This is a genomic window from Polynucleobacter sp. P1-05-14, assembly GCF_018881675.1.
Lineage (GTDB): Bacteria > Pseudomonadota > Gammaproteobacteria > Burkholderiales > Burkholderiaceae > Polynucleobacter.
This window is the reverse complement of record NZ_JACVPV010000029.1, coordinates 151245-173923: the sequence shown is the minus strand read 5'-3', so window position 1 is coordinate 173923 and position 22679 is coordinate 151245. Positions and strand designations below refer to the sequence as shown.

16 protein-coding genes are annotated in these 22679 nt (G+C 46.2%); 14 read left to right on the top strand and 2 right to left on the bottom strand.

Annotation, left to right across the window (positions count from 1 at the left end; translation table 11 throughout):
• The first annotated feature begins 45 nt into the window (after nt 1-45).
• Nucleotides 46-756, top strand: a complete 711-nt coding sequence (rpiA, locus tag ICN37_RS09335) for a ribose-5-phosphate isomerase RpiA (RefSeq protein WP_216156964.1) — start codon at nt 46-48, stop codon at nt 754-756.
• A 258-nt stretch (nt 757-1014) separates the two neighbouring features.
• On the opposite strand, the gene ICN37_RS09330 is transcribed toward rpiA, so the two are convergent.
• Entirely contained in the window at nt 1015-1287 is a 273-nt protein-coding gene (locus ICN37_RS09330) for an oxidative damage protection protein (protein ID WP_046330271.1), read from the bottom strand.
• Between the two features lie 41 nt (nt 1288-1328).
• Nucleotides 1329-2693, bottom strand: a complete 1365-nt coding sequence (gene argA, locus ICN37_RS09325) for an amino-acid N-acetyltransferase (protein ID WP_215321858.1) — start codon at nt 2691-2693, stop codon at nt 1329-1331.
• Nucleotides 2694-2746: 53 nt separating this feature from the next.
• On the opposite strand from argA, the gene hrpA reads away from it, so the two are divergent.
• From hrpA to ICN37_RS09260, 13 genes are all read left to right on the top strand, one after another.
• Nucleotides 2747-6781 carry an ATP-dependent RNA helicase HrpA gene (gene hrpA / locus ICN37_RS09320; protein WP_216860965.1) on the top strand — a complete coding sequence of 1345 codons (4035 nt, stop codon included), beginning with the start codon at nt 2747-2749 and terminating at the stop codon, nt 6779-6781.
• 69 nt (nt 6782-6850) lie between these two features.
• Entirely contained in the window at nt 6851-7888 is a 1038-nt protein-coding gene (locus ICN37_RS09315; RefSeq protein ID WP_255538509.1) for a cytochrome D1 domain-containing protein, read from the top strand.
• 8 nt (nt 7889-7896) lie between these two features.
• A complete protein-coding gene (locus tag ICN37_RS09310; protein WP_216156962.1) occupies nt 7897-8685 on the top strand; it encodes a polysaccharide deacetylase family protein in 789 nt (262 codons plus the stop codon).
• A gap of 3 nt (nt 8686-8688) precedes the next feature.
• Complete coding sequence (locus ICN37_RS09305) at nt 8689-9660, top strand: sterol desaturase family protein (protein ID WP_216156959.1); 972 nt, start codon at nt 8689-8691, stop codon at nt 9658-9660.
• A 29-nt stretch (nt 9661-9689) separates the two neighbouring features.
• Nucleotides 9690-10559 (top strand): EI24 domain-containing protein, encoded by an 870-nt coding sequence (locus ICN37_RS09300; protein ID WP_216156956.1) that lies wholly within the window; start codon nt 9690-9692, stop codon nt 10557-10559.
• Nucleotides 10552-11412 carry a molybdopterin-binding protein gene (locus tag ICN37_RS09295; protein WP_216156953.1) on the top strand — a complete coding sequence of 287 codons (861 nt, stop codon included), beginning with the start codon at nt 10552-10554 and terminating at the stop codon, nt 11410-11412. The genes ICN37_RS09300 and ICN37_RS09295 overlap by 8 nt, the downstream gene beginning before the upstream one ends.
• Nucleotides 11413-11611: 199 nt before the next feature.
• Complete coding sequence (gene glnA, locus ICN37_RS09290; RefSeq protein ID WP_072582200.1) at nt 11612-13027, top strand: type I glutamate--ammonia ligase; 1416 nt, start codon at nt 11612-11614, stop codon at nt 13025-13027.
• A gap of 26 nt (nt 13028-13053) precedes the next feature.
• Nucleotides 13054-14175, top strand: coding sequence for a nitrogen regulation protein NR(II) (gene glnL, locus ICN37_RS09285; protein WP_370623844.1), 1122 nt, complete (start codon nt 13054-13056; stop codon nt 14173-14175).
• Nucleotides 14172-15623, top strand: coding sequence for a nitrogen regulation protein NR(I) (ntrC, locus tag ICN37_RS09280; protein ID WP_072582202.1), 1452 nt, complete (start codon nt 14172-14174; stop codon nt 15621-15623). Before glnL ends, ntrC begins: the two co-directional genes overlap by 4 nt.
• Nucleotides 15616-16464, top strand: a complete 849-nt coding sequence (xth, locus tag ICN37_RS09275; protein ID WP_216156950.1) for an exodeoxyribonuclease III — start codon at nt 15616-15618, stop codon at nt 16462-16464. The genes ntrC and xth overlap by 8 nt, the downstream gene beginning before the upstream one ends.
• 119 nt (nt 16465-16583) lie before the next feature.
• Complete coding sequence (locus ICN37_RS09270; RefSeq protein ID WP_216156947.1) at nt 16584-18263, top strand: efflux transporter outer membrane subunit; 1680 nt, start codon at nt 16584-16586, stop codon at nt 18261-18263.
• Nucleotides 18260-19513 (top strand): efflux RND transporter periplasmic adaptor subunit, encoded by a 1254-nt coding sequence (locus ICN37_RS09265; RefSeq protein WP_216156944.1) that lies wholly within the window; start codon nt 18260-18262, stop codon nt 19511-19513. The genes ICN37_RS09270 and ICN37_RS09265 overlap by 4 nt, the downstream gene beginning before the upstream one ends.
• A gap of 2 nt (nt 19514-19515) precedes the next feature.
• The gene (locus ICN37_RS09260) at nt 19516-22647 is read left to right on the top strand and encodes an efflux RND transporter permease subunit (protein ID WP_216156941.1); all 3132 of its coding nucleotides are present in this window, start codon (nt 19516-19518) and stop codon (nt 22645-22647) included.
• Nucleotides 22648-22679: the final 32 nt, after the last annotated feature.

The window sequence follows — 22679 nt, the reverse complement described above, 5'->3', positions numbered from 1 at the left end:
AGATGGATTAATTACTCAGTTCCAGTAAAGGCATTTGATAGCTATATGAACCAAGATCAACTAAAGCAAATGGTGGGCGAGGCAGCTAGAGACGAAGTTCTCAAATTACCCGCTGGGCAGGTTTTGGGTGTTGGTACAGGCTCGACTGCCAATTGCTTTATTGATGCACTTGCTCCACATAGGGATCATTTTGCGGGCACGGTATCGAGCTCTAACGCGACCACTGAGCGCTTGCTCAAACATGGTTTTAAGGTGCTGGACCCAAATGATGTGCAAGGTCTGCCAGCCTATGTTGATGGCGCAGATGAAATCGATCCCTTGGGTCATATGATTAAGGGTGGCGGCGGAGCGCTCACCAGAGAAAAAATTATTGCCTCCATGGCAAAGCAATTCATCTGCATTTGCGATTCATCTAAGCAGGTGCCGGTTCTGGGTAATTTTGCATTGCCAGTTGAAATCATTCCGCTTGCTAAAGGCGTGGTTAGCAGAGAGCTAGAGAAGTTTGGCGGCAAAGTGTCTTTGCGCTTGACCAAGAATACCCGTGCCGATCTGAACCAAACGCTAAGCGAGCCATTTGTAACGGACAACGGTGGCTGGATCTTGGATGTAGCGGGTCTCAAGATTGCCAACCCTATTCAGATGGAAGCGCAGATCAATCAAATTGCTGGCGTGATCACTGTTGGCTTATTTGCTAAAGAAAAAGCCAATATTCTATTGGTCAGCAACGCTGCTGGCGTTGAAAGAATTGCACTGTAGAAATTAAAAAACCCGACGGGGTATGCCCATCGGGTTTATTTGCCATGGTATGCATGGCGTAGGCTCTCGGAAGGTATTTAGTTCCTTGGCCTATAAGTACATAGATGTACTTATTTAGAGTGGCTTTCGCCAATGTAGCGGGGCACCAAAACTGCCTCACCACAGCTTCATCCTACGCCTATCTCTGGCAGTGTCAACAGCAATCCAAAATATATTTTTCAATAAAGTATTTGCTGCAATACGGCAATCAATTTTTAATTACTCTGCAGGGGGTACGTAACCTTGAGCCATATCAGCACCACCCTCAAAGAAGTACTTTTCCACCTGCTTTAAGAGGTATTGGCGTGCACGTGGGTCAGCCATATTGAGGCGGTTTTCATTAATCAGCATTGTTTGGTGCTTTAACCAAGCAGCCCAAGCCTCTTTGGATACTTGATTCCAAACCTTCTTACCTAGCTCGCCTGGAAGCGGGGCAAAATCCATTCCCTCAGCTTCTTTATTGAGTTTGATACATTGAACCATGCGTGCCATCTGTAATACCTTTCTAGTAATTCTGAAGTTGCTTAGTTTTCTTATAGATCTTTAGTTAAAACCATGGACTTACGGTCCCAGTTATAAATCTGTTTTCTTTCTTCTGGCAGATCATCGACCGTTGCCCGTTTAAAGCCACGCTTTAAGAACCAGTGCTCAGTTCTGGTGGTGAGAACAAATAATTTTTTTATACCTTCTTGCTTAGCGCGCATTTCAACACGCTTGAGTAGACGCTCGCCATCACCCGACCCTTGAACATCTGGATCAACAGCAAGACAGGCTAATTCACCAACGCCATTTGGAAATGGGAAGAGGGCGGCACAACCAAAGAGAACGCGGTCATGCTCTATCACTGAGAAGCGCTGAATATCACGTTCAATCACGTCTTGTCCACGAGCCGCCAAGATGCCTTCATCTTCCAAAGGCATCGTCAACTGCAAAATACCGCCAACATCATCTTGATTGGCTTCACGTAAGTTCTCGATATCAGATGAGGCTAGCATCATACCAATTCCATCATGGGTAAAGAGCTCTTCGAGGAGTGCGCCATCTTGATTGCAGGGCAAAAAGTGCACCCGGCTAACGCCTGCCCGTATTGCTCTGCCAGAGATATTGAGCAAACTCTTCATGCCCAGATCCATATCTTTGTTCTGCGCGATATATTCTTGCAATTGCGGCATGGACAGCTCAGTGATGAAGTCTCCCTCTGTATCTTTTAAGCCAGCATAGGGACTCAAGAAGATTAACTTATCCGCTTTAAGAGCTGCCGCAGTGGATGCTGCGACATCTTCGTATGCCAGATTAAATGCTTGGCCCGTTGGTGAAAAACCTAAAGGTGAAAGCAAAACAATTTTGTTGCTGTCCAAGGACTGTCTAATCGAGCTAGAGTCAACTTTGCGCACCAAACCGGTATGGATGTAATCAGTGCCTTCAACAACACCCACAGGCATTGCGGTAATGAAGTTGCCAGAGATCACAGAAATACGTGAGCCAGCCATTGGAGTGTTTGGCAAGCCACGGCTAAATGCTGCCTCAATATCAAGACGCAATTCACCGGCAGCTTCTTTAACACACTCTAGTGCGGCTGCATCAGTAATCCGATAGCTGTTCAGGGCGCTCTTGCCAAACTTGCTTTTAATATTCCGGAGCATGAGCTGCTCTTCAATCTGTGGGCGGATACCGTGAACCAGAACAATTCGCATACCCATGGCATGAAGCATGGCGATATCTTCAATCAGATTCTCAAGGCCGATTTCTTGGACAAGTTCACCTGCAAAGGCGATAACAAAGGTCTTCTCACGGAAGCTATGAATGTAGGGCGCAACATCGCGCAACCACCCCACGAAAGGGAAGTTGGAGGTCGTTTCTTCGGCCATTAAGGCCTGGTTCGGTGCATTTGTTGGCATAGTGAGAAAATTATAGGGTGCAAGAGCCTATAAACCAACAAAAACCCAAAGCAATGCCACAGCCTGTGCCTGCTTCCAACACCTCACGTAAGCTAGAAATTCGGTTTCCTGAGGAATTGCCGGTCTCTGGTCAGCGTCAGCTGATCAAGGATGCCCTGCAGAGCCACCAGGTGGTGATTGTGTGCGGTGAGACTGGTTCGGGCAAGACTACCCAGCTTCCGAAGATCTGTTTGGATCTGGGGCGAGGCACGATTAATGGCGGCAAGCTCATTGGCCACACGCAACCTCGCCGGATTGCAGCCACCGCTACGGCCAAGCGCATCGCCCAAGAGCTAGATTCGCCCATTGGTCAAGATGTAGGTTACCAAGTTCGCTTTGCTGATAAGACTAGTCATACTGCTTCTATCAAGTTGATGACCGACGGTATCTTGCTGGCAGAGACTCAGCGCGACCCTCAGTTGCGTGCTTATGACACGCTCATCATTGACGAAGCGCATGAACGTAGTCTGAACATTGATTTCTTATTGGGTTATCTGAGGCAGTTACTTCCTAAACGGCTGGACCTCAAACTCATCATCACATCGGCAACCATCGATGCGCAGCGTTTTGCCGAACACTTTTCTATTAATGGCAAGGTAGCGCCCGTTATCGAAGTTAGCGGTAGATTGTTTCCGGTAGAGCAACGTTACGCACCGCTGGAGCCGGATGCTAAGCCAGATGGCAAAAAAGAATCCAAAACTGCCAAGGAAATTCCGGATGCGGTGACAGAAGAGATCGCCAGTTTATGGCGAGAAGGAGCAGCGGGCGCAGGGGACGTATTGGTCTTCTTACCAGGCGAGCGTGAGATACGCGATTGCGCAGAATCCTTACGTAAAGATCATGTCTTACAGCAACGCTTTCATCCCGAGATTCTCAGTTTATTTGCTCGTCAGTCAGTCGCTGAGCAAGAGAGGGTCTTTAGCCCAGGCAATGGGCGACGGATTATTCTGACAACCAACGTTGCAGAGACCTCGTTGACAGTGCCGAACATTCGGTATGTGATCGATAGTGGATTGGCGAGAGTCAAGCGCTATTCCTATCGCAATAAGGTAGAGCAATTACAAATTGAACCCATCTCGCAAGCTGCTGCCAATCAAAGGGCTGGGCGTTGCGGTCGTGTATCGGATGGCATCTGTGTACGCTTATATAGCGAGCAAGATTATCTAGGTCGGCCTAAATTTACTGATCCAGAGATATTGCGTAGCTCGTTAGCTGCAGTGCTGTTGCGCATGAGCTCCTTACGCTTACCCAAGATCCAGCATTTCCCCTTTATTGATAAACCCTTGGGTAGAGCCATTGCTGATGGCGTGCAACTTTTGGATGAATTAGGCGCAATTGAATTCGATGAATCAGAGCCAGCAGATGGCAAGGATATTAATAACAGTTTCAAGCTCACGGCTATTGGCAAACAATTAGCAGACTTACCCCTTGATCCGCGCATTGGCAGAATGCTCTTAGCTGCTAAAGAGCAGAATGCCTTAAAAGAAGTCACCATTATTGCATCTGCTTTGGCAACACAAGACCCACGTGATCGCCCCATGGATCAGGCCGCAGCAGCAGATCAAGCCCACCTACAGTTTGCTGATGAACGCTCTGAGTTTCTGAGTTTCGTCAAACTCTGGAACTGGTATCAAGATGCTTTACAACACAAGCATAGCAACCGACAGCTAGAGAGTCTGTGTAAAAGCAAATTTCTGTCACCACGTCGCTTACGTGAATGGCGCGATGTTCATGGTCAACTGCATGCCATGCTAGGCGAGAAGGGCTGGAAAGAAAATGCTTTGGCTGCAACGTATGAGCAGGTACACCTTTCTTTATTAACAGGCCTGCTCGGATATGTAGCCAAAAAAGAAGAAGATGAGAAATCTCAAGATCGCAATAGCAAAACTGGTGGTTATGTAGGTGCGCGGGGTATTCGTCCATTTATATGGCCTGGTTCTACTATTGGCAAAAAGGCAGGCGCCTGGATTCTGGCTGGAGAGCTGCAAGAGACCAATCGCATGTATGCCAGGACGATCGCAAAGATCGAGCCCCAATGGGTGGAGCGTGTTGCGGCACATCGTCTAATCAAATCCCTTAGCGATCCTTTCTGGGATAACCGTCAGGGCGAGGTGATGGCGTTTGAGCGGGGCACTTTGTATGGATTGCCTATTTATCATGGTCGTAGGGTTCGGTATGAGCCGCACAACCCCGAGGAAACCAGGGAGTTATTTATTGGCCAAGCCCTGGTGCAGGAAGAAATGTTTGGGCGCATGGATACACCTGCGCTTCAACGGGAAACAGAAACTGATGCCAAGAAAAAATATCCTAATATATTTGGATTCTTTTGGCATAACCGTCGCTTGATTAAAGAAATCGAAGCCTTAGAACATCGCTCTCGTCGACCAGATGTATTGGTAGATGATGATTTGCTATTTGCTTTTTATGAATCTCGAATACCTAAAGAAGTGCGTAGTCGTGAAAGTCTTAAAGCATGGCTAACGAAAGATAGGAATACTGAAAAAGGTCTTGATGCTCAACTTCGCCTAGAGAAAGCGGACTTAATGCGCCATGAGGCGGCTGGTATTACCGTAGATCGCTATCCAAAGACGATGTTAGTCGGTGGTGCACAGCTGAGTCTTACCTATCATTTCGAGCCTGGCAGCCCAAAGGACGGTGTAACCCTTATTGTTCCTTTGACCCAGCTTAATCAAGTGGATGGCCGTCGTTGTGAATGGCTAGTGCCTGGCATGTGTGAGGAGAAGGTATTGCTGCTTCTTAAATCATTGCCACAAAAACTCAGGCGCCATTGCGTGCCATTGCCAGATTATGCAAAGTCTTTTCTTGAGCGTAAGTTAGAAGAAAAGCAATTTGGCGTCGGAGATTTTTTAGATAGTCTGATTGGCGATATTCGCAAAGAGCGCGGCTTAGAAATTAAGCGCACAGACTTTAGACCAGAGTCATTGCCACTGCATTCCTCGATGAATTTCCGTCTGATTGACGAACATGGACGCCAGCTCGAGGTAGAGCGCAACTTGGCTCGCTTGCGTTCAGATTATGGGCAGACCGCCCGCAATGCCTTTCAAGCGATTGCACAAGAGACTGCTCAGGTCGAGTTGGGGATGGAGCCACCCCGCGGTGAAAAATCTAAATCCAATGCAAACGGAGGTGCAAATACCGCCGATACCACTCGTAAGGTAGAGCAGGGTGGCTACCGCGCTTGGGAGTTTGGTGAGTTGCCAGAAACTTTAGAGATCCAAAAGGGGAATAAAACTCTGTTTGGCTACCCAGCCTTAGTAGATCGCGTTGACTTTTGTGATCTCGAAGTATTTGATGATTTGGAAGAGGCTCGCAAACAGCATGCTTTAGGACTACGTCGCTTATTTGCGCTGAGCAATAAAGACACGCTCAAAGCTCTGCAAAAACAATTACCCGGTATTCGTGAATTGGGTTTGCTATTTATCAATGTGGGATCGGTAGAGGGTTTGATTGATCAGATTCTGAACATTGCCCTTGAGCGTGCTTTTATGACCGAACAACTTCCGGTGAATGCAGAACAATTTGCAGAGCGATTACAAGCAGGAAAGCCAAGATTGGCGCTCATTGCCCAAGAGATTTCTCGTCACGCATTGAATGCATTGCAAGCTCATGCTGATTTGCAAAAAAAGGTGACTAGTGCAAAAGCAGCATCACTAAGTGCCTATACCGATATTCAGACGCAGATACAGGGGCTGATATTTCCGAAGTTCGTGGCTGAGATACCGTATTCCCAATTAGTCCATGTGCCACGCTACTTAAAAGCAATTGCGATGCGGATTGATAAATTACGATCCAACCCTAGTCGTGATGCCCAATGCCAAAAAGATTGGGAATCGGTTGCAAGGCCTTGGCAAAAACTGATGCAGGGTAACAAGGGGTCTGCCTCTTATGCGATGGCTGAGGATCAGGCTTTAGCGGATTTTCGTTGGCAGTTGGAAGAGTTGAGGGTGGCTTTATATGCTCAAGAGCTTAAAACCCCAACCCCGATGTCCTTAAAGCGTCTCGAAAAGGTTTTAGTAAGCTTGCGCTAGGTCAAATCCGAAGCATATCCACTGGATTTTGAGGTCTATTTAGTCCCCCCAATTGCTTACAATGGAGGGATGTACAAATTTATCAAGATTAGAGGTTTTCGCACAATCGCAGCCTCTGCATTATTGGCACTTCTGGTTGCTAATCAAACTGCCTTTGGGCAAACCACTAGCCCCGTAGCCTCAGCAACTCCTGCAAGTCAACCCAAGTTGGCGGTGATTCTGAATTCTGGTTCTGCATCTGTCAGTTTGATCGATATGAACACGCATGAGGTTGTTAAAACAATCCCGGTTGGTAAAGAGCCTCATCACCTCATGATGACCCCTGATCAAAAATCATTATTGATTGCCAATGCTGCAGGTAATGATGTTGTATTGATGAATCCAACCACGGGTGAGTTGACTGGCAAGATTCCGAACATTATTGATCCATACCAAATTGGTTACTCCCCAAATCACAAATGGTTTATAGCCAATGGCAATCGCTTAGATCGAGTGGATATTTATGCTGCCGACAGTGCGAATCTTAAATTAGCCAAGACCGTAAAGTTAGGTAAGACACCCAGTCACATTGCTTTTACATCGGATAGTAAAATTGCATTTATTACATTGCAAGACTCCAGTGAGCTTGCCGCAATTGATCTTGAAACACAAAATGTATTGTGGGTAATGCCCACGGGTAAAGTGCCTGCTGGTTTGTGGATGACGCCTGGCGATCAATATCTCTTAGTGGGTATTACAGGTGAGGATTATGTTCAAGTAATTGATTGGAAAAATCGCAAAGAAGTAAAGCGTATCCCTACAGGGAAGGGCGCCCATAACTTCCGTCCTTTAGGGGATAAAAAACATGTATTTGTAAGCAACCGGATTTCTTCTACGATCAGCTTGATCAATATGCAAACCTTGGAGAAGGTGGGCGATATCACTGGGCTGCCGGCTGGTCCAGACGATATGGAAATTACCCCAGATGGTAAAACAATGTGGGTCACTTTCCGCTTTTCCAAAAAAGTTGGGGTAATAGATATCCCAACAATGAAGTTGGTAGCAGTGATTCCGGTTGGTAAGTCACCACATGGTGTATTTTTCACTCCAAGGGCTGGATGGGAATAATTAATATCATGAAGTGCCTAAGTCCTAACGCATTCATCCGTATCGCAGCCGTGCTTATGCTCGGCTGTTTTTCATTGGTCGCCAATGCTCAAGTCGCAGAATGTAGCAAGAAGGTCTACCTCACCTTCGATACTGGCAACATGTCTGTAGCTGAAAAAGTAGCTGAGATTCTTAAGCGGCAAAACGTAAAGGCTACTTTTTTCTTGGCCAATGAAAAAACTTACCGCGGCGACTTTGCTTTAGATGATTCTTGGAAACCCTTTTGGCAGCAATTGGCAAAGGAAGGCAATCATTTTGGCAGTCATACATACGACCATGATTACTTTGTGAAGGATGGCCCTAAGGGGCAGGTTTTTGAGAAGCCGCAATTTGGTCCAAAGGCAGGAGAAATTATTCTATATAACGAGGCGGCAATGTGTAAACAGATTCGCCGGGTTGATCAGCGCTTTCAAGAAATGACAAACCAGCCATTACAGAAAATCTGGCGTGCTCCAGGCGGTAAAACTTCCCCAACATTAATACGAATAGGGGATATGTGTGGGTATCAACACATTGGCTGGGCTCCTGCTGGTTTCTTGGGGGATGAGTTAAATTCCGAGAAGCATCCCAATCACCTTCTGTTGGATAAAGCGAGTAGAGATCTAAAGGATGGCGATATCACCATGGCTCACTTGGGCATTTGGTCTAGAAAAGATCCATGGGCACCTGCAGTATTGGAGCAGTTAATTATTAACCTAAAGGGTCGTGGCTTCTGTTTTGGGCTGCTACCCAAAGATTCTACAAATCAGTCAAAATAAAGCATGGACCTCACTATCGTAACTTCCATGATTGCGAATGCTTATGCCAGCGTTCAGGAGTTTCTGTTTGCTAATGTAGTGGGTCCGACTCTGTACCAATTTGATTTAATGTCTTGGGCTGAGGATGTATTTGATGGAATCGATTGGTTCTTATTTGGCTGTGTTCAGCTCTTCTTAATCATTGTTTTATTAAGAACATGGGAGCGCCTAGCCCCAGCAGAAAAGCAAGAGCGTTTTTCAAAGTCGAGTAGGGCAGATGTCCTATACACCCTGTTTCATCGCCTGGGAATATTTCATGGCTTGATTTTTATATGCCTGTCTGGATTCTTTTTTGAGATGGATTCCATCCTGCATGATTTCCGTTTTGATCGCCTGAATGTAGAGTCCTGGTGGCCTGGCGTGACATCCATTCCCGTGGTTAGCTTCTTGATCTACCTCATCCTTCTGGACTTTGTAGATTACCTATACCATCGCGCATCACATGCGTTTAATTGGTGGTGGCAATTACATGCCTTGCACCATAGTCAAACAGTGATGACTGCCTGGTCCGATAATCGCAATAACATTCTCGACGACATCATGCGTGCAACCTTCATGGCTTTCTTTGCGCTATTGTTTGGTGTCTCCCCAGGGCAATTCATTATGTTGATTGCGCTGAGCCAATTTATTCAAAGTTGGCAGCACGCCAATATTAAGGTTCACTTAGGGCCTGCTAAATACTTATTGGTATCACCAATCTTTCACCGTATGCATCACGCCGTGGGCTATGGGCATGAGGCTATCGGTAAACCTGGCGTCTTGGGTGGTTGTAATTTTGGTATTTTGTTTCCGTGGTGGGATATGCTATTTGGAACGGCTGTCTTCACTAAAGAGGTCTATCCTACGGGAGTCAGAAATTTAACTGTTTCAGAAAATATCATCACTCAACAATGGCAAAGCTTGGTGCGAGCTATTAAAGAATTTAAGCCTAAGTAGACTGCAAGTCTGCAGGCAATAGGAGTTGTATGGTCGGATTACCACAAGTATTTAAATCATTTGGCATGGCTTTAGTTGGAACCATGCATCCGCGCATGTTATGGCTGAGCTTCAGACCATTTTTGATCGTCTCAGTTTTGTGGGGTTGTCTCATTTGGCTCACATGGACTCCAGCTCTAGAGACGTTAAGTATCTTTCTAACAACTTCCGTTTTTACTAGTTGGATACAAGAGGGTTTAGTTTGGGCGGGTTTTGAAAATGCTAGGGTGTGGATTGCGCCATTATTTTTTGTCATGCTAATTATCCCCTTGATTACGATTAGCTTGTTAGTCTTTATTGCGTTTTCAACCGTACCCTCGATTGTGAAGATTGCCTCGAGGCAATCACAATTTCAGGATCTAGAGTGCAAGAAGGGCGGCGGCTTCTTTGGCAGTTTGATTTACAGCCTATGGTCAGCCCTCATTTGTCTTGCATTGGTGATGCTCACCTTGCCTGTGTGGTGGGTTCCTCCGTTGGTGGCCGTCTTGCCTCCATTACTATGGGGCTGGTTAACGATGCGCCTGATGTCGTATGACGTTCTGGCAAAGCATGCCAGCTCGGAAGAGCGCGATCTTCTGCTTCAAAAGTATCGCTGGCCATTGCTCTGTATGGGTATCGCATCAGGGATGTTGGGCGCAGTGCCAACCTTCTTCTGGGCTACCTCCGCATTGGCTTTGGTCTTATTTCCAATAGTGAGTTTTATAGCTCTTTGGATTTATTCTCTGATTTTTGTGTTTGCTGCTTTATGGTTTAGCTATTTCTTATTAGATGCACTCAAGCAATTGAGAGAAGAAGAGTTGGATCAAGCGCTCACAGTGCAATCTCGCGTTGTTGATATGGAACTGCCTTACCATGGTTGATGCAATTAAAAAAGTTGAAATAGAAGTGCCGAGCAAAGGCCAACGTCGCTTTGGGTTAATCGTGATTGGTGATGAGATCTTATCTGGTCGTCGTCAAGATAAGCACATGAGTAAGCTTATCGAGCTGCTCAATGAGCGCGGCCTCAGTCTTGCATGGGCTAAATACGTTGCTGATGATCCCGAGCAAATTACTGCAACACTCAAAGACAGTTTTGCAAGTGGTGATGTTGTGTTTAGTACTGGCGGCATTGGCGCCACGCCAGATGATCACACCCGTCAATGCGCGGCACTTGCTCTGGGTACAAAAACTGAGTTACATCCAACTGCGCAAGAATTAATTGCTGGTCGCATTCAGTCGATGGCAGAAGGTGATCCATTCAAGTCAGATTTAAGCACTCCAGAAAATCAGCATCGCTTCAAGATGGGGGAGTTTCCGATTGGTAGTGAAATTATTCCAAACCCATACAACCAAATTCCAGGGTTTCGGATACAGGAGCATCACTTTGTACCCGGCTTTCCGGTAATGGCTGCGCCGATGATGGCTTGGTGTTTGGATACTTACTACAAGGATCTATTCCATCAAGAAAATTGGGCAGAGCAAAGCTTCATTGTTCCTAAGGGAGTTGAATCTACCTTAACCCCCTTAATGGAGCGCATAGAGGCTAATTTTCCGGGGGTGAAGGTCTTTAGTCTCCCTTCTGTCGGTGACGCCTCTAAGGGGGGTGTTTATGCCCAGCGTCATATTGAGCTGGGGATTAAGGGCAATGCCAACCTTCTAGAAAGCGCTTGGATTGCCTTGAGAACAGGCACCCAAGAGCTGGGTTACGAAATCCACGACATCGGCCAGTCTTAGTTGCACTAAAAAGGTGCAAATAGGGGTATTTAGGCTTGTATGAGGGGTATTTCAGCACTTAAACAGTGCAATAATGAGAGTTCCCATTTGTTTGCTTCAGTAAATTAGATACATCCAGTAGGCGTGTTTGGTGCCTGGAATGAATAAGGGTGTATGCCTTAAGTTTTGATTCCGAATTTAGTTAATAGAGGAGATTTGCATGACGAAGACCGTCGCTGATGTGATGAAGTTGGTTAAAGAGAAAGAATGTACTTTCGTTGATTTCCGCTTTGTGGATACAAAGGGTAAAGAACAACACACGACAGTGCCTATCTCTGCTTTTGACGAAGATAAATTTGAGAGCGGCCATGCATTTGACGGTTCCTCTATCGCTGGTTGGAAAGGTATTGAAGCTTCAGATATGTTGCTCAAGCCAGATCCAACGGCTGCATACATCGATCCATTCTATGAAGAGCCAACTTTGGTTCTCACATGTGACGTTATTGAGCCAGCTGATGGCAAAGGTTATGACCGTGACCCACGTTCTATCGCTAAGCGCGCTGAAGCGTATTTGAAGAGCACCGGCTTAGGTGATGCCGCTTACTTTGGTCCAGAGCCAGAGTTCTTTATTTTTGATGGCGTGCGTTGGGGTGCTGATATGCAGGGTTGCTTCGTGAAGATTGATTCCGAAGAAGCTCCATGGTCATCTGGTGCAGAAATCGAAGGTGGTAACACTGGTCACCGTCCAGGTAAAAAAGGCGGTTACTTCCCAGTTGCTCCTGTAGATACATTCCAAGATATGCGTTCTGAAATGTGCTTGATTCTTGAGTCATTGGGCATTCCAGTTGAAGTTCATCACCATGAAGTTGCTGGCCAAGGCCAAAACGAATTGGGCACTAAGTTCAGCACATTGACTCAACGCGCTGACTGGACTATCTGGCAGAAGTACGTTGTTCAGAACGTCGCGCATGCTTATGGCAAGACAGCAACTTTCATGCCTAAGCCAGTAGTTGGCGATAACGGTTCTGGTATGCACGTACACCAATCCGTTTGGAAGAACGGGGAGAACTTGTTTGCTGGTAACGGTTATGCAGGTTTGTCAGAGTTTGCATTGTTCTACATTGGCGGCATTATCAAGCACGCTAAAGCATTGAATGCAATTACCAACCCAGGTACAAACTCATACAAGCGTTTGGTTCCAGGCTTTGAGGCTCCAGTGAAATTGGCTTACTCAGCACGTAACCGTTCTGCTTCAATCCGTATTCCACACGTTCCAAATCCTAAGGGCCGTCGTATTGAGACTCGTTTCCCAGATCCATTGGCTAACCCATACCTCTGCTTCTCAGCATTGCTGATGGCTGGTTTGGATGGTGTACAGAACAAGATTCATCCAGGCGAAGCTGCGGACAAGAACTTGTATGACTTGCCACCAGAAGAAGATGCAAAGATCCCAACCGTTTGCGCAAGCTTGGAAGAGGCATTGGACGCATTGAAGAAAGATCACGAGTTCTTGACTCGCGGTGGAGTATTTACTGAATCTATGATTGATGCATATATCAATTTGAAGATGGAAGACGTCACACGTTTCCGTATGACTACTCATCCAATCGAATTTGATATGTACTACTCCCTGTAAGCGAAGGAGAGAACTTGAGCGCAGGTCTGTTGCGCAATTCGTTCAAGGGAGCAGCTACGGCTGCTCCTTTTTTTCCGACATTGCTTGATCAGATGCCCAATGCCATCGTGGTATTTGAGGCTGAGAACCAACAATTGGTGTACGTGAACCCGGCTGCCGAGTCAGCCTTGGACCTCTCGCGTAAATCACTTGAGGGTCAATCTGTGCACAACTTATTTGGTGACAACTTAGCATTAAGTGACATGATTTCTGAGGTGAAACAGGGTCATATATTAGCCCAACGCCAAGAAATGGTTTTGCATTCATTGCCGGGTAGCATTCATCAAGATTCCACTCCAGCGCATGTAGTGGTTGCAGCTTTAGAGGATCCCGCACTGATCATGATGGAGTGGTTTCCGATCGATCAACAGTTGCGTAGTGAGCGCGATGAACGCGTGACACAGCAAGTTGAAGCAAATAAACAATTAATGCGTAATTTGGCGCATGAGATTAAAAACCCATTGGGCGGTATTCGTGGGGCAGCGCAGCTATTAGAGTTTGAGCTACCAGACAAAGGCTTGCGCGAGTACACGCAAGTCATCATTAAAGAGTCAGATCGCCTGCAGACTTTGGTTGATCGTCTTTTAGCGCCGCATCGCAAAGCGCATGTGATGGAATCTTTTAATGTGCACGAAGCATTAGAGCGCGTGCGTAGTTTAGTCTTGGCAGAGTTTCCAAAGGGTTTACGAATTATTCGTAACTACGATACAAGTCTGCCCGATGTCTTAGGCGACCGAGAGCAATTGATTCAGGCAACCTTAAATATTGTGCATAACGCTGCACAAGCGCTTTCTGAAGAGATTAGCAGTGGCATTGCACAAATTGAGCTGAAGACCCGCGTGGCACGTTCGGTCACGATTGCAAAGCATCGCTACAAATTAGCGATGGATCTGCATGTGATTGACAACGGCCCTGGCATTCCAGAAGAAATTATTGAGCGCATCTTCTTCCCATTAGTTTCGGGAAGAGAGGGTGGCAGTGGGCTTGGTCTTACCCTAGCGCAAACCTTTGTTCAGCAACACCAGGGGTCTATTGCTTGCAATAGTCGTCCAGGACGCACCGATTTTCATATTCAAATTCCATATCGTAGGCAGGAGAAGGCATCATGAAACCAATTTGGATCGTTGACGATGATCAATCTATTCGTTGGGTCTTAGAAAAAGCTCTAGCGCGTGAAAATATTCCGCACAAGAGTTTCTCTAATCCAAATGACGTTCTGAATGCCCTAGAAAAAGAAGCTCCACAGGTGCTGATCTCCGATATTCGTATGCCGCGTGGCAACGGCTTGGATTTATTGCAGCACGTGAAGGCAAGTCATCCGAATTTACCAGTCATCATCATGACGGCGTATTCTGATTTGGACTCCGCTGTCTCTTCATTTCAAGGTGGTGCCTTTGAATATCTCACCAAACCTTTTGATGTCGAAAAGGCGATTGAATTAATTCATCGTGCGGTAGAGCAGGGCATCCGCAATGACTCTGGTGCGAAAGAGTTAACTGCGTGGAGACAAGACGCCACTGAGATTATTGGTCAAGCACCAGCAATGCAGGAAATTTTTCGTGCCATTGGGCGCTTAGCGCAATCTAACGCCACAGTCCTGATTACTGGAGAGTCCGGCACTGGTAAAGAGTTGGTTGCCCACGCCCTGCATAAGCACAGTCCATGCGCCAAAGGGCCATTTGTCTCATTAAGTACTTCGGCTGTGCCAAAGGATTTATTGGAGTCGGAGTTATTTGGTCATGAGCGCGGTGCTTTCCCAGGTGCGCAGACTTTGCGTCGAGGTCGTTTTGAGCAGGCTGACGGCGGTACTCTATTTTTAGGTGAGGTAGGTGACTTACCTTTTGATCTACAAACCCGTTTACTGCGCGTTCTGACTGACGGACATTTTTATCGCATCGGTGGACAAGACCCGATTAAGGCAAATGTTCGGATCATTGCTTCGACACATCAAAATCTAGATGCAAGAGTCACCGCTGGTTTCTTCCGTGAAGACTTGTTGCATCGGTTGAATGTGATTCGTTTGCGCATGCCTTCATTACATGAGCGTAGTGAAGACATTCCAATGTTAGCTAGACATTTCATGTTGAGCTGCGCGAAGTCTTTGGGCGTTGAACCTAAAAAATTGTCCGATGAAGTCTTAAAAGAAATGAGCGCAATGCCATTTCCGGGAAATGTACGTCAATTAGAGAACTTATGCCACTGGTTAACGGTGATGACGTCTGCAAACGTAATCGGCGTAAGCGATCTCCCGGCTGATATTGTTTCAGAAACGAGTGAACAACCCATCGTTATTCACGGCGAGTCTTCGCCAAGCAATCCCGTTGCTGCCAAGGTTGCTGTAGGTGACTGGGAGAATGGTTTAGGACGTCTAGCTGTCAAGATGTTGCAAGATGGCGATAAAGAAGTTTTTGATGCCTTGACCGCACGTTTTGAAAGGGCAGTATTGCAGGCAGCTTTAGAAGTTACTCGTGGCAGAAGAGTAGAGGCTGCCCAGCGTCTAGGTATTGGCCGAAATACGATTACCCGTAAGTTGCAAGAGCTCGGTATTGATGACTGATTCGGTTCGAATAGCCGCGTGGAATGTGAACTCCCTAAAAGTTCGCCTTCCACAAGTGCTTCGTTGGCTACAAGACCAAGAAAGCAAGAAACAACCGATTGATGCGCTTTGCTTGCAAGAGCTTAAGCTTATGGATGATAAGTACCCCCATCAAGAGTTGGAAGCTGCGGGTTACCTCAGTTTGGCTGCTGGTCAAAAGACTTATAACGGCGTTGCGATCATCTTGCGTAAAGCGGCACTCGCACCTATCGCTTCAGATATGGAAACAGCCTTTCTGAAGCCCACTAGAAACATACCCAACTACGAAGATGAGCAGCAGCGCATTCTCGCGGCGACAGTTTGCTTTGCTGGTACGAAACCGATGAGACTGGTATCAGCCTATTTTCCAAATGGGCAATCGCCCGATAGCGACAAGTTCCAATACAAACTAGGCTGGTTGAAGGCATTACAAACTTGGTTAACAGAAGAGCTCCAACAGAACGAACGCTTAGCACTCTTGGGTGACTTCAATATTGCTCCGGCAGATGATGATGTTCATGACCCTAAGGCATGGGAAGGGCAGAACCTGGTTTCACCACCAGAGCGTGATGCATTTCAAGATCTGATCAAGCTTGGGCTCCATGATTCATTCAGAATGTTTGAGCAGGCACCGAAAACCTTTAGTTGGTGGGATTACCGCATGATGGGTTTCAGAAGAAATGCCGGCATGCGCATTGATCACATTTTGTTGAGTGAGGCGCTCAAGGGAAGATGTAGTACTAGCACGGTGGATAAAGTGCCTAGAGCCTGGGAACAGCCGTCGGACCATGCTCCAGTGATCGCGCAGATCCAAAAGTCTTAATCCGTATAAGCCTAGGGCTTACACTAGCCCAGCATTCTGAATCTTGCTTTATCCTTATGATTAGTATCGATAATTTCCGCCCTTAGACAAGGCAATCAGTTTAAAAATTAAGCACTTGAATGCCGTTACCTAGAAACACGATTACTCATGCTCTCATTATTTCCGGCACTTTGATGCTTGCCGGTTGCATGATGGTTGGCCCAGATTTTGCAAGACCCCCTGTTAAGGCAGTGGATCAATATAAATCAACAGCACAAACTGAATTTACCGAATCTTTGGGTGAAAACTCAAACAAGATTCTGGACCCAGTAGAGTGGTGGAAAAGCTTTAATGACCCGACGCTCAATGCCTTGCTAAAGCAAGCTACTGCGCAAAACCTTACTTTGCAACAAACTGCGCTGCGGATATACCAACTGCAGGCCCAACTTGGCGTGAGCGATGCCGCATTATTGCCATCCGCCAATTTAAGTGCTTCGTTTTCCAATACCCGCAATAGTGCAATTCAAGAAGCGATTAATGATTCTAATAATTTGGTCTCTAAAAATGCTTTGGTGCAGGTGAGTTGGGAGTTAGATTTTTGGGGGAAGAATCGCCGTGGAATTCAGAGCTCATTAAGCTCCTATTTATCTGGGGTTGCAGCCTTCTACTCAGCAGACGTGTCTTTAACTGCGGATGTTGCGAATACTTACATCAATATCCGCAACTATGAAGAGCTAATCATGGTTGCTAAAACCAATCTAGCTTTGCAAAAAGAAAGTTTGCGTATTGCAGGTGCGCGCTTTAAATACGGGGCCACCTCGATGTTAGATCTGAGTCAGGCGCAAGCCCAGTATGAGCAGACGAAGGCCCAGATTCCGGCTTTGATAGCGAATTTAAAGAAAAACCAGCATGCCATGAGTATTTTGCTGGGTGAGCCTCCTGAGTACTATGAAAAGACTTACGGCAACACTAAGGGAAGTCTGAAGCCTCCATCTGAGCTTGGTGTTGGTATGCCAAGGGATTTATTACGTCGCCGCCCAGATGTTCTGCAGGCTGAATTTGATGCTGCCTCTAAGTCTGCCTTAATTGGCGTAAGCAAGGCGCAACTGTTCCCAACATTTACCTTGGGTGGCCTCTTTGGTTATGCCACCTCAAATTACGGAACCTTATCCTCCGCTAATTTATTTAGTTGGGGCAATAACTCTTCTGGGGTAAACGCTGGAATTTCCTTACCGCTGTTTTATAGAGGTGCAATTGTGGATCAAGTCCGCGTGCAGGATGCTATTTTCCAGCAGAGTCTGTTGGCCTATCAAAATCAAGTCTTGAATGCTCAAAAGGAAGTTGAAGATTCGCTCATTACTATCTCGACCACTAAAAGTTCAAAAGAAGATTTAACTCGCGGTGTCGTTGCGGCGCAAAGTGCCGCAGATTTAGCCCTTGAGCGTTATAAGGCGGGTCAGAATGATTACACCACGGTGATCACTGCACAGCAGAATCTATTAAATATCCAAAACTCCCTAGTCCAAACTTCATCAAACGAGCTCATCGGATATGTAGGCGCATTTAAAGCACTTGGCGGCGGCTGGACTGCGGACATGAGTCCTCCTAAGTTGCCAGATCAGATGGTTGCCGATATGACCGACCGAACAGATTGGGGTTCTGTCCTCACTAGGGCAGGTGATCCACTAACGGTGAAGGCTAGCAAGTTTTTGGTAGATGCTCCTGATCCATTAAAGCCCACACAAACTACAGTGCCGGCCACTTTAAATACACCTTCAAATACAACGACTCCGCCTACCCAGGGAAGTGCTGCGCCATGAAAGATCTATTAATAAAAGCCAAACTTTTGCTGATGCCCTTGTGGGGCAAGCTTGTGACTCTATGGGGCTCACTCTTGGGAAAATGGAATGCATTCCTAGTAAAGCTAAGCACGGTTGAGATTCCTATTCTCAAGAAGAAACTTTCACCACGAACAATTGGGGTTTCTTTATTGGTGCTCGTTGCTTTGATTGCGCTGATTTGTTTGAAGTCTTGTGGCAAAGAAATTAAGCAGACCCCAATTCCAGTGACAACCGCTCAACCACTGTCTCAGGAGATCCGCAGTTTTGCGACCTTTGATGGTCTGGTGGACCCATACCTCACGGTGAACTTGGATGCACGCGTTAAGGGCTACCTTACTAAGATTGGTTTTGCTGACGGAGCGATGGTGAAGAAGGGCGATCTTCTGTTTGTCATTGAGCAGGACCAATACATACAAGAGGTGAAATTAAAGCAGGCAATTTATACCGAAGCGAAGCTTGAGTATGGTCGTCAGAAATCTTTACTCAAAGAGAATGCAACCTCTCAAGCAGCCGTTGATAAGGCCTTATCGCAATACCAGCAATCGGAGGCTAATTTAACGCTCGCAAAGATTAATTTGGGCTATACCGAAATCAGGGCGCCTTTTGATGGACTGATGGGAAGACACTTATTGGATGTTGGTACCTATTTAGATTCCACTACAAAGGGTGTACAACTCTCTACTATTCAGCAGATCTCACCCATTTATGTGTACTTCTCTATTAATGAGAGGGATTACTTAAAGTTTCAAAAGGGTCAAGATGCAAACGCAGAACGCAAGTCTGAAGTAAATACCTTGCCTATCTATGCTGGTCTTCAAGGTGAAGTTGGATATCCTTTTGAGGGCGTCTTGGATTACGCCGCTAATTTGATTTCCACAGAGACTGGGTCCTTGCAATTGCGGGCAATCTTCAAAAATGAGAAGTACGAGTTAATCCCTGGTTTATATGCTCGAGTTATGGCTCAGTATGGCGCGCCAAGACAGGCTTTGCTGCTACCCAAGACTGCTGTAATGACAGATCAAGTGAGTGACTATGTTTTTGTTTTGGATAATGCCATGCGCGCACAACGTCAAGACATTAGCTTGGGTCAGCGCTTTGAGAAGTATGTCGAGATTAGCAAAGGCTTGACTCCCGACAGTAAGGTGGTCATTAATGGTTTTATTAATCTGAGCATGAATCAAATTGCTAACCCAACACAGGTCACACTTGAGGCAATGCCGGCTCGATAATCATGCTCTCTAAATTTTTTATCGAACGGCCGGTACTGGCCAATGTGATTGCTCTAGTCATGCTATTGATTGGAGCAGTGTCCATTAATAGTTTGCCGATCGCTCAGTACCCAAATATCGTTCCACCCACGATTCAGGTAACAGCACGATATCCAGGTGCAAGCGCCACGCTTGTACAGCAATTAGTAGCGAGTAATATTGAAACTCAAGTGAATGGTGTTGATGGCATGCTCTACATGGAGTCTGCATCCACCAATGACGGAAACTATACCCTCACCGTGACTTTTAAGGTGGGCACGAACCCTGATTTAGCTCAGGTCAATGTACAAAACCGAGTGGCTATTGCACTCCCCTCCTTGCCGCAGGCAGTTCAAAAGCAGGGCGTCACTACTAAGACGCAATCGACTGCCATTCTGCAGTTCGTTACCCTCACTTCATCTAATCCAGATCATGACGGCCTATTTTTAAGTAACTTGGCAAACCTCAAGTTGCAGCAACGTTTAGCGCGATTACCAGGTGTAGCGGCTGCCAATGTATTTGGTGTGGGTAATTACAGTATGCGAGTTTGGCTTGATCCTGCCCAACTCAAGATGCGCAATCTGACGCCAAACGATGTCATTGCCGTTATTAATAAGCAAAACGTCTTGCTAACAGCAGGTCAAATTGGCGCCCCGCCCACACCGATGGGTCAAGATTTTCAGTTAACGCTTAATGTTACCAGCGCCATGACAACCCCTGAGCAGTTCGGCAGAATTGTTGTCAAGGCTGGTAACAAGGCTGAAATCACGTACTTGCGTGATATCGCTAGAATAGAAATGGGTAGTCAGAACTACAGTCAATTCTTCAAGATTGATGACAAGCCTGCAGGTGGCATAGCCATTTACCAAATGCCGGGTGCCAATGCGATTGCTACTGCACAAGCAGTTCAGGATGAGATGAAGAGTATTGCCAAGACACTTCCAAAAGAAGTGACTTGGGCTATTCCATTTGATACCACGATGTTTGTTAAGGCCTCTATTCATGAGGTTTATAAAACGCTTTACGAGGCGGGCATCTTAGTTCTTCTCGTGATCATGATTTTCTTGCAGAACTGGCGTGCCACACTGGTACCTGCAACAACAGTGCCCGTGACAATTATTGGTGCGTTTGCTTGTATGGCCGCACTTGGTTTCTCTATCAACTTGCTGACCTTGTTCGCGATCGTTTTATGTATCGGTATTGTTGTAGATGATGCGATTGTGGTGGTTGAAGCAGTTTCTAAGAAGGTAGAAGAGGGCGAGGATCCTAAGCAGGGTGCAATTGATGCCATGACTGCTTTGATGGGTCCGATTATTGGTATTACCTTAGTCTTGATGGCCGTGTTTATTCCGGCTTCGTTTATTGCTGGTATTACCGGGCAAATGTATCGACAGTTTGCTTTGGTGATTGCAGCAACTGCTTTGATTAGCGGTATTAATGCGATTACTCTGAAGCCAACCCAGTCAGCTCAGTATCTCAAGCCGATTGACCCTAATAAGGTTAAAAATAAGCTCTATCAAAAATTTGATCTGTATTTCAACCGCCTAGCAACTTGGTATGGACACAAGATTGAAGGCTTGATGAAGAATCGAGCTAAAGCATCGACGGTGGGCATTGCGATTATTGCCGCCTCTCTCATCGGCTTGATGTTTGTACCTTCTGGTTTTATTCCCAATGAAGACCAAGGCTATTTAGTGGTATCAACTACCTTACCTGATGCAGCCTCTTTGCAGCGGACTGAAGAGGGTATGAAAAAAGCAGTTGATGTCATTAAGAAGGTTCCTGGTGTTGATACGGTTGTGGTGATCGGTGGCATTAATTTGCTGAACAACAGTAGTTCCCAATCCAATGCGGGTGGCTTATACGTCATTATGAAGAAGTGGGAAGAGCGAGGCAAGGGCCAGAGCCTCAAAGAAATTTATATGAATATGAACGAAGGGCTTAAGCAGGTTCAAGAGCTAAAATCCTTCGTGCTCTTACCGCCAGCCATTCCAGGTTTGGGTCTATCGGGTGGTTTTGAGATGAGATTGATGTTGACGGATGGTAGCAATAATTTTGCTAAGTTAGATGCCGCTGCTAAGACCTTTATTGCTGAGGCGCAAAAGCATCCAGAGATCATGGCGATCTTTACGCCATTTCAAAACAATGTGCCGCAGTTGCAACTGAGCTTCAATGTAGGCAGGGCCGAAACTTTTGGGGTTGATATTGGGGATGCTTACGATGTATTGCAATCCTATCTTGGGTCCTCTTACGTCAATCAATTCTTCAAATATGGCCAAACCTACCAAGTGTATGTTCAAGCTGATGGTAAATACCGCAATGCTGTAGAGCAGGTGAATCGACTCTATGTCAAGAATAAGAGTGGCAATATGGTTCCGCTTGGATCCTTCATTGATGTCAAAGACACTACTGGACCTGCGTTTGCTTCACAGTTCCAGCTTTATCCTTCTGCTGCCGTTCTAGGTGCTGCCAATGATGGCTATAGCTCTGGACAGGCGATGAAGGTGCTAGCGCAGGTAGCCGCCAAGACTTTGCCAGATGGGGTCGCGTACCAGTGGGCTGGCATGTCTTATCAAGAAGATTTGGTAGGAAACACCGTAATCTTAATCTTTGCGCTATCGATCTTGTTGGTGTACTTAGTGCTCGCAGCGCAATATGAAACTTGGATAGCGCCGCTAGCTGTTTTGACTGCAGTGCCACTTTCTTTATCGGGTACGGTATTGGCCTTATTGCTTACGGGCCTATCAAATAACATTTATGTGCAGATTGGCCTGGTGTTAATGATTGCGCTCTCATGTAAAAACTCTATTTTGATTGTTGAGGTGGCTATTGAGTGCAGACATAAGGGCATGAGTTTTGTTGATGCTGCTTTAGAGGCTTCAAGAGAACGTTTTAGGCCAATTGTGATGACATCGATTGCCTTTATTTTGGGTGTCATGCCCTTGCTTCTATCTACCGGTGCGGGTGCAGCAGCGCGTATCTCCTTAGGCATTACCGTATTTAGCGGCATGATTGCCTCTACCTGCCTTGCAGTGGCATTAGTGCCAGTCTTCTACGTTGAAATCGAAACCTTCTTTGAGCGCCGCGCGAACAAGAAAGCGACCAAGGGTCAGTAATATAAACGAAGCAAATAGGATGTATTGCTGCC